Raw genomic sequence first — 6328 nt, 5'->3', positions numbered from 1 at the left:
CCACCAGCTCCGCCCGTTCCCCGACCGACAGCGCCGAGCCGAGCTTTGTCTGTCCGTCATCCTCAAAGGCAAGTCTTGTCGACAGCGCCGGGCCGACCACCATGCGATCGATATTGGCGAGCACATGGGCGCGCTCCGTCTCCTGCCCGCACCACCATGTCGCCACACTGGGCAAAAGCAGCTCCTCGCCCCACAATTCGCGCGCGATCTTGGGCAGGAAGGCAAGCAGCGCACGCGTCTCCATCAGGCCAGAGCCAAGCGCATTGACGGTGGACACCGTGCCTTGCCGGATCGCTTCGACCAGGCCCGGCGTGCCGATCTGCGAATCCGGGCGCAGTTCGAGCGGATCGGCGAAGGCGGCGTCGAGCCGCCGCCACAGCACGCTGATCGGCATCAGGCCGGACACGGTGCGCACCATCAGCCTGCCGCCGGAAACGGTCAGATCCTCGCCTTCGAGCAGCATGATGCCGAGGTAGCGGGCGATATAGGCGTGTTCGTAGTAGGTTTCGTTGAGGGGGCCCGGCGTCAGGATGGCGACGCGGCCGTCGCTCTCCTTTGCCATGCCGATCAGCGCATCGCGGAAGCGACGGAAGAAGCCGGCGAGCCGGTGCACATGCATCTCGCCATAGATGTCGGACAAGGCGCGCGTGGTGGCGACGCGGTTCTCCAGCGCGAAACCGGCGCCTGAAGGCGCCTGGGTGCGGTCGCCCAGCACCCACCAGCGGCCGTCAGGGCCCCGGCCGAGTTCGAAGGCGCAGAAGTGCAGGAAATGCCCCCCCGCCGGCGTGGTGCCAACCACGGGTCGCAAATATTCGGGGCTCGCCGCGATTAGCCCTGCCGGCAGGATGCCTTTGTCGATCAGCCGGTTCTGCCCATGGATATCGGCGACAATTTCCTCGAACAGGTCGGCGCGCTGCACCAGGCCGGCGCTGATCGCCTGCCACTCGCTGTCCTCGATGAGCACGGGAATATGCGCCAGCGGCCATTCGCGCTCGTTGGCGCCCGCCTTGTCATAGACGCGGTAGTAAACACCGGCATCACGCAGATACTGGTCGGCGCGGGCGAAGCGCTGACCGAGCTTTTCGGCCCCGAGTTCGTCCAGCGCCTCGACAAAATGCTTCCAGACCGGACGGGGATTGCCCGAAGCGTCAACCATCTCGTCGACGACGCCATCGATCGGCTGGTAGTGCTCCAGCAGGCTGTGGGCCTGCGGCTTGCCGCGTACCCTTTTGTGATTCCCCTTTGCCATGTCAGATCACAGTCTTGGTGGACGCCTGAGGTCAAGGGTCATCGGGAAATCTTCCGCCGGCTGTTCCTCGCGCAACACATAGCCGGACGGCGTATGGCCGCGTGGTTCGAAGCGGGCGAGCCGCCGTGCCTCCGCCTCGTTGCCATTGACCGGGAACGTGTCGTAGTTGCGCCCACCGGGATGCGCGACATGGTAGACGCAGCCGCCAACCGCCCTGCCGGACCAGCGATCATAGATGTCGAACACCAGCGGTGTGTTGACCGGCAGCGCGGGATGCAGCCCCGAGGCCGGCTGCCAGGCCTTGAAGCGCACGCCCGCCACCGCGACCTCCCTGTCGTCGGTAACCTTCATCGGCACGATGCGGCCGTTGCAGACGATCGCGTGGCGCTCCGGATTGAGACCTTCGGTCTTGACCTGCAGCCGTTCGACCGAGGAATCGACGAAACGCACCGTGCCGCCGATCGCGCCCTGCTCGCCCATCACATGCCACGGCTCCAGCGCCTGCCTGAGCTCCAGCTTGATGCCGGCATGCTGGACTTCGCCGCAGAAGGGAAAGCGGAATTCGAGCTGGGCGTCGAACCATTCGGGCCGAAACTCGAAGCCGTTGAGCTTGAGGTCGTCGAGCACCTCGAGAAAATCCGCCCAGACATAGTGCGGCAGCATGAAGCGGTCATGCAGCGAGGTGCCCCAGCGCACGAAGCGCCCGTCGAGCGGGTTCTTCCAGGCGCGTGCGATGATTGCCCTGACCAGCAACTGCTGCGCCAGAGACATGCGCGCATTGGGTGGCATCTCGAATCCACGGAATTCGACAAGGCCAAGCCGGCCAGTTGGGCCATCGGGGGAAAACAGCTTGTCGATACAGATTTCCGAGCGGTGCGTATTGCCGGTGACGTCGGTCAACAGATTGCGGAACAGGCGATCGACCAGCCATGGCAAGGGTGCGGCCCCCTGGTCGGGATGCGGCACCTGCGCCATCGCGATTTCGAGTTCATAGAGCGAATCGTGCCGCGCCTCGTCGAAGCGCGGCGCCTGGCTGGTCGGGCCGATGAACAGGCCGGAGAACAGATAGGACAGCGAGGGACGCCGCTGCCATTGCAGCACCAGGCTTTTCAGCAGATCGGGCCGGCGCAGGAACGGGCTGTCGTTGGGCGTGGTGCCGCCGACCACGACATGGTTGCCCCCGCCGGTACCGGTGTGGCGGCCGTCGATCATGAACTTGTCGGCGCCCAGCCGCGTCTGCCGCGCCTCCTCGTAGATCGCCGTCGTGGTCGCCACGCAATCCTGCCAGTTCGAGGCGGGATGGATGTTGACCTCGATGACGCCGGGATCGGGTGCCACGCGGATGACGTTGAGGCGCGGATCGTGCGGCGGGCCGTAGCCCTCGATATGCACGGGAAGGCCTATCGCCTTTGCAGCGTTCTCGGCAGCGGCCACGAGTTCAAGATAGTCTTCCAGCGCCTCGACCGGCGGCATGAAAACGCACAGCCTTCCATCACGCGGTTCTACCGAAAGTGCCGTGCGCACCGCCCCGCCGATTTCGGTGATCTCCTGCTCGACGCGGTCCTGCTGGCCACTGACAGCGGTGAAGGATACCGCCTGCTGGCGGCGGGCCATTTCGTCGGCGCCTTCCAGTTCGGCCGGAGCGGCCGTCGGCAAGATCGCTTCCCGCACGGGGAGCGGCCCACGCGGCAGCGACGGATCGACAGGCACGATGTAGGGAAATTGCGCCGGCGGCACATAGGGCAGCGTTCCCAACGGCAGACGATAGCCGACCGGCGAATCGCCGGGCACCAGGAACAACCGGCCGCGCCGCGTCGTCCATTTTTCCGACCGCCAGCGCTGGCCGGACGCCTGGCTGTTCCAGCGCTGAACCGGCAGCACATAGCCGGACGGCTTGGTCAGCCCGCGCTCGAACACCTTCGCCATGCGGCTGCGCTCTTCCGGGTCTTCCAGCTTGGAGTTGGACGGGTCGACATTCTCGGGCAGCTTGCCTTCCTTGAGCAGCCATTCGGCTGGGTCCTCATAGGCTTCGCTGACCATGGAGGTGTCGATGCCGAGCTCGCCGGCGATCGCCGTCAGCAGGCTTTCGGCCTGTTTCGGCCCGATATCGGTCGAGCTTTTCTCCCGCGCGATCAGCGACGGGTCGCTCCATACCGGCTCGCCGTCGGCGCGCCAGTAGAGCGAAAACGTCCAGCGCGGCAGGCTTTCACCGGGATACCATTTGCCCTGGCCGTAGTGCAGAAAGCCTCCCGGCGCGAAGCGCTCGCGCAGCCGGCGGATCAGCGCGTCGGCCTTTTCGCGCTTGGTCGGCCCGACGGCGGCCGTGTTCCACTCGGCGGATTCGAAATCGTCGATCGACACGAAGGTCGGCTCGCCGCCCATCGTCAGCCGCACATCCCCGGCCGCGAGCGCGGCATCGACCTTGTTGCCGAGCGCGTCCAGCGCCTGCCAGCTTTCATCCGAGAACGGCTTGGTGATGCGCGGATGTTCGGCGATGCGATCGACCCGCATGTCGAAGCCGAACTCGACATTGGCAAAGCTCGCCATGCCCGAAATCGGTGCCGCATTGCGGAAATGCGGTGTCGCGGCCAGCGGCACATGGCTCTCGCCGGTGAGCAGGCCGGAGGTCGGGTCGAAGCCGATCCAGCCGGCGCCGGGAAGATAGACCTCGCACCAGGCATGCAGGTCGGTGAAATCGACCGATGTACCTGCGGGCCCATCCAGCGCGACAAGGTCGGGCTTGAGTTGGATCAGGTAGCCCGAGACGAAGCGCGCGGCGATGCCGAGATTGCGCAGGATCTGCACCAGCAGCCAGCTTGAATCGCGGCACGAACCCTTGCCCGCGGCCAGCGTTTCCTCCGGCGAGAAGACGCCGGTCTCCATGCGCACGATATAGGCGATCTCGCGCTGCAGCCTTGCATTGAGGTCGACGAGGAAATTGACCGTGTTGGGCGCGCTGCGGTCGACGGATTCCAGGAAAGCCGAGAGAAGCGGCCCCGCCGGCTCCGGTGTCCGGTAGATGGCCAGATCCTCCCTGATTTCCTCGGGATAATCGAACGGGAACGCCTCCGCCGACGGTTCGACGAAGAAGTCGAACGGATTGTAGACAGTCATGTCGGCGACGAGGTCGACCTCGATCTTCAGCTCCGTCACCGGCTCGGGAAAGACGAACCGGGCGAGGAAATTGCCGTAGGGATCCTGTTGCAGATTGACGAAATGGTTCGCCGGTTCGACCTTCAGCGAATGGCTCAACACCTTGGTGCGGGAATGCGGTGCAGGCTGAAGCCTGATGATTTGAGGGCCGAGCACCACCGGCCGGTCATATTTGTAGTGGGTCAGGTGGTAGACGGCTGCCAGAATTGCCATGGGGCCCCGGGATCGGCGTTTAGCTGGCCGAACCCTGCCACATCTGGCCGCCATTCTCCAAGCGGATGTTGCGGCGCACCTAAACTAAAGAACCCGTTGCCGGCTTAAAGTCGCTCAAAAGAACGCCTGTATCCCCGTCTGCGCCCGTCCAAGGATCAGCGCATGCACGTCATGCGTGCCCTCATAGGTGTTGACGGTCTCGAGGTTCTGCGCGTGGCGCATGACGTGGTAGCCGATCTGGATGCCGTTGCCGCCATGCATGTCGCGGGCCTGGCGGGCGATATCGAGCGCCTTGCCGCAATTGTTGCGCTTGACGATCGAGATCATCTCCGGCGCCATCTTGCCCTCGTCGAGCAGCCGCCCGACGCGCAAGGATGCCTGCAGCCCAAGCGCGATCTCGGTTTGCATGTCGGCGAGCTTCTTCTGGTAAAGCTGGGTGCCGGCCAGCGGCTTGCCGAACTGCTTGCGGTCCAGGCCATACTGGCGAGCGCGATGCCAGCAATCTTCCGCCGCTCCCATCGAGCCCCAGGAAATGCCGAAGCGGGCCCGGTTGAGGCAACCGAACGGTCCGCCGAGGCCCTTGGCATTGGGCAGCAGCGCGTCCTCGCCGACCTCGACGCCTTCCATCACCACTTCGCCGGTGATCGAAGCGCGCAGCGAGAGCTTGCCGCCGATCTTGGGGGCCGAAAGCCCCTTCATGCCCTTTTCCAGCACGAAACCGCGGATCTCGTCCTTGCCGTTCTCGCCCTTCACCTTCGCCCAGACGACGAACACGTCGGCGACCGGCGCATTGGAAATCCACATCTTGGAGCCGGTCAGCTTGTAACCGTTGGCGGTCTTTTCGGCGCGGGTCTTCATGCCGCCGGGGTCGGAGCCGGCATCCGGCTCGGTCAGGCCAAAACAGCCGATCCATTCGCCACTGGCGAGCTTCGGCAGGTACTTCTTGCGCTGTTCATCCGAGCCATAGGCGTAAATTGGATACATCACCAGCGACGACTGCACCGACATCATCGAGCGGTAGCCGGAATCGACACGTTCGACTTCCCGCGCCACCAGCCCATAGGTGACATAGTTTGCGCCGAGGCCACCGAACTCCTCCGGGATGTTGATGCCGAGCAGGCCGGCCTCGCCCATCTCGCGGAAGATCGCCGTGTCGAAAGTCTCGTTGAGATACGCTTCCTCGATGCGCGGCGCGAGCTTGTCGGCGGCAAAGGCGGCAGCGCCGTCGCGCACCATACGCTCATCTTCCGAAAGCTGGCCCTCGATCAGGAACGGGTCTTCCCAGACGAATGCATTCTTGTCGGCGGCCATGGCTTTTCGATCCTTCGAAGGGTGAAGCCCGGCTTATCGGCCTGTGCCTTGAAAAAATCAAACGAAATTGCTTCACCGATCAATGAGCGTTAGGAATGGATCATGAGTGTCCAGCGTCGCCTTTTGCCCAACATCAGTGCCCTCGCCGCCTTCGAGGCGGTGGCCCGGCTCGGCTCCTTCACCGCCGCTGCCCAAGAGCTGGATTTGACCCAGGGTGCGGTCAGCCGGCAGATCAGGCTATTGGAAGATCAGTTCGGCCGCCGATTGTTCGAGCGCGACAGCCGCAACGTCCGCCTGTCCACGGCAGGCGAAATCTATGCCGAGACGGTGCGTTCCGCCCTTGGCCAATTGCGCGACGCGGCGCTCGGATTGATGAGCAATCAGCATAGCGGCATCCTGAAC

Annotated in this window: 4 protein-coding genes; 1 reads left to right on the top strand and 3 read right to left on the bottom strand. The window is 64.4% G+C overall.

The features are described 5' to 3' along the window. The 3 genes from EOA36_RS23435 to EOA36_RS23425 all read right to left on the bottom strand — a co-directional run. On the bottom strand, window positions 1-1249 hold a 1249-nt coding region (locus tag EOA36_RS23435), incomplete at its 3' end, for a circularly permuted type 2 ATP-grasp protein (protein ID WP_189553324.1). A 6-nt stretch (window positions 1250-1255) separates the two neighbouring features. Beyond that, the gene (locus EOA36_RS23430; RefSeq protein ID WP_127279618.1) at window positions 1256-4615 is read right to left on the bottom strand and encodes a transglutaminase family protein; all 3360 of its coding nucleotides are present in this window, start codon (window positions 4613-4615) and stop codon (window positions 1256-1258) included. A gap of 114 nt (window positions 4616-4729) precedes the next feature. Next, window positions 4730-5926 carry an acyl-CoA dehydrogenase gene (locus EOA36_RS23425; protein ID WP_127279617.1) on the bottom strand — a complete coding sequence of 399 codons (1197 nt, stop codon included), beginning with the start codon at window positions 5924-5926 and terminating at the stop codon, window positions 4730-4732. 102 nt (window positions 5927-6028) lie between these two features. On the opposite strand from EOA36_RS23425, the gene EOA36_RS23420 reads away from it, so the two are divergent. Then, a partial coding sequence (locus tag EOA36_RS23420; protein ID WP_127279616.1) for a LysR family transcriptional regulator occupies window positions 6029-6328 on the top strand: 300 nt, incomplete at its 3' end.

Source organism: Mesorhizobium sp. M8A.F.Ca.ET.021.01.1.1 (assembly GCF_003998025.1).
GTDB lineage: Bacteria > Pseudomonadota > Alphaproteobacteria > Rhizobiales > Rhizobiaceae > Mesorhizobium.
The sequence above is the reverse complement of the archived record's forward strand: the minus strand, read 5'-3'. Positions and strand labels throughout refer to the sequence as shown.

Excerpts from the sequence above, each read along its gene's own strand:
- EOA36_RS23425 (WP_127279617.1), bottom strand. The coding sequence starts at position 5,926 with ATGGCCGCCGACAAGAATGCATTCGTCTGGGAAGACCCGTTCCTGATC.
- EOA36_RS23430 (WP_127279618.1), bottom strand. The coding sequence starts at position 4,615 with ATGGCAATTCTGGCAGCCGTCTACCACCTGACCCACTACAAATATGAC.